Source organism: Tepidimonas sp., from assembly GCF_036824975.1.
Taxonomy (GTDB): domain Bacteria; phylum Pseudomonadota; class Gammaproteobacteria; order Burkholderiales; family Burkholderiaceae_C; genus Tepidimonas.
Genome location: NZ_DAISZC010000086.1, coordinates 5,705 through 7,957 on the forward strand (window position 1 = coordinate 5,705; position 2,253 = coordinate 7,957).

Sequence of the window (2,253 nt, forward strand, 5' to 3'; positions counted from 1 at the left end):
GCAGACCGGCCCACGCCAGCGCAGCGTCGTCGCCCAGTCCACTGCGTCCCCAGGACGGCTGCACGGTGTTGCCGGCAACGCCCCAGCCCCCCGGCGCGCTCGCGCCGCGTCCGCGTGGCGGGCTGAGCCAGTGCAGGCTTTCGGCGGGCAGCTCGTCCAGAAAGCGGCTGGCGATGTGGTAGCGCGTCTGGCCGTGCAGCAGCCGGGTCTGCGCGTATGTCAAATACAGACGCCGACGCGCGCGGGTGATGGCCACGTACATCAGTCGCCGCTCTTCCTCCAGGCCATCAATGCTGCTCAGGCTGTTCTCATGGGGAAACAGCCCCTCCTCCAGCCCGGTGATGAAGACGGCGTCGAACTCCAGTCCCTTGGCGGCATGCACGGTCATCAGCTGCACCGCCGCCTGTCCGGCCTGAGCCTGGTGCTCGCCGGCCTCCAGCGCAGCATGGGTCAGAAAGGCCGCCAGCGGCGACAGCGTCTCGCCGGTGTCGGCCTGCACGCCCGCCGCCCCCTCGACATCGGCCACCAGCGCCACCGCGTCGCGCCCGAAGCCCTCCTGCGCGACGAAGCTCTCCGCGGCGTTGACCAGCTCGGCCAGGTTTTCCAGCCGTTCGGCACCGTCGCGGTCGGCACGGTAGTGGTCGACCAGGCCGCTGTCGGCCAGCACGCCTTCGATGATATCGCGCAACGGCCGCCCGGCGGCGCGCTCCCGCATCACATCCAGCCGGGCCACGAACGCGCCCAGGTGCGCCCCGGCCTTGCCGCCCACGGCCGTCACCGCGTCGTGCAGCGAACAGCCCAGCTCGCGCGCGGCCTGCTGCAGCTGCTCCAGCGTGCGCGCGCCAATGCCGCGCGGCGGAAAATTCACCACGCGCAGGAAACTGGTGTCGTCGTGCGGGTTTTCCAGCAGACGCAGGTAGGCCAGCGCGTGCTTGACTTCGGCGCGCTCGAAAAAACGCAGGCCGCCGTACACCCGATACGGGATGCCGGCATTGAACAACGCGCTCTCCAGGGCGCGGCTTTGGGCGTTGCTGCGGTACAGCAGCGCGATGTCGTGCGGCGCGATGCCCTCCTCGCGGGTGAGTTGGCGGATTTCCTCTACCACCCACTGCGCCTCGTCGTGGTCGCTGGGCAGTTCGATGACGCGCACCGGCTCGCCCTCGCCTTGCTCGGTGCGCAGATTTTTCCCCAGCCGCTGGCGGTTGTGCTCGATGAGGTGGTTGGCCGCACGCAGGATGTGCCCCACGCTGCGGTAGTTGCGTTCCAGCTTGATGGGTGCGTCGATGCCGAATTCGCGCACGAAGTCGCGCATATTGCCCACGCGCGCGCCGCGAAAGGCGTAAATGCTTTGGTCGTCGTCGCCCACCGCCAGCACCGCGTTGCCCGCAGGCACGAAGCGCCCGCCCTCCTCATGTCCGGCCAGCAGCTTCAGCCACGCGTACTGCAGCCGGTTGGTGTCCTGAAATTCATCCACCAAGATGTGCCGAAAGCGCCGCTGGTAGTGCACGCGCACCGGCTCGTGGTCACGCAGCAGCTCGTAGGCGCGCAGCAGCAGCTCGCCAAAGTCCACCACCCCCTCGCGCTGGCACTGCGCCTCATAGGCCGCGTACAGCTCGACGCGGCGGCGCTGCTCCTCGTCACGCGCGCCCAGCTGGTGCGGACGCAACCCCTCCTCTTTGGCGTTGGCAATGAACCATTGCAGCTCCTTGGGCTTGACCTGCTCCTCATCGATATTCAGACTCTTGAGCAACCGCTTGATCGCGCCGAGCTGATCCTGCACATCCAAAATCTGAAATGTCGCGGGCAGCCCCAGCAGCGCATGGTGGGCACGCAGCAGCCGGTGGCACAGCCCGTGGAAAGTGCCGATCCACATGCCGCGCACGTTCAGCGGCAGCAGCGCCGACAAGCGCGCCAGCATCTCGCGCGCAGCCTTGTTGGTGAAGGTCACGGCCAGAATCGACGCTGGCGTGGCCTGGCCGGTGGACAGCAGCCACGCGATGCGGGTCGTCAACACCCGGGTCTTGCCGGAACCTGCGCCGGCCAGCACCAGCGCCGACACCGGCGGCAGCGTCACCGCGGCCAGCTGCTCGGGATTGAGCACACGCAACAAGGGGTGTTCGGCAGACAGCGAAGGGGGCGCCTCGGGCGCGCTGCAGCGGGCATCGGACATACCGGCATTGTAGGCAGCGCTCAGCGGGCCTCGCGCAACGGCGGCTCCAGCGTGATGTCCACGCGCCGATTCAGCGCTCGGTT

1 protein-coding gene is annotated in these 2,253 nt (G+C 68.5%); it reads right to left on the reverse strand.

Annotation, left to right across the window (positions count from 1 at the left end):
* A partial coding sequence (locus V7Z54_RS09030; RefSeq protein WP_334135986.1) for an ATP-dependent helicase occupies positions 1–2,170 on the reverse strand: 2,170 nt, incomplete at its 3' end.
* Positions 2,171–2,253: the final 83 nt, after the last annotated feature.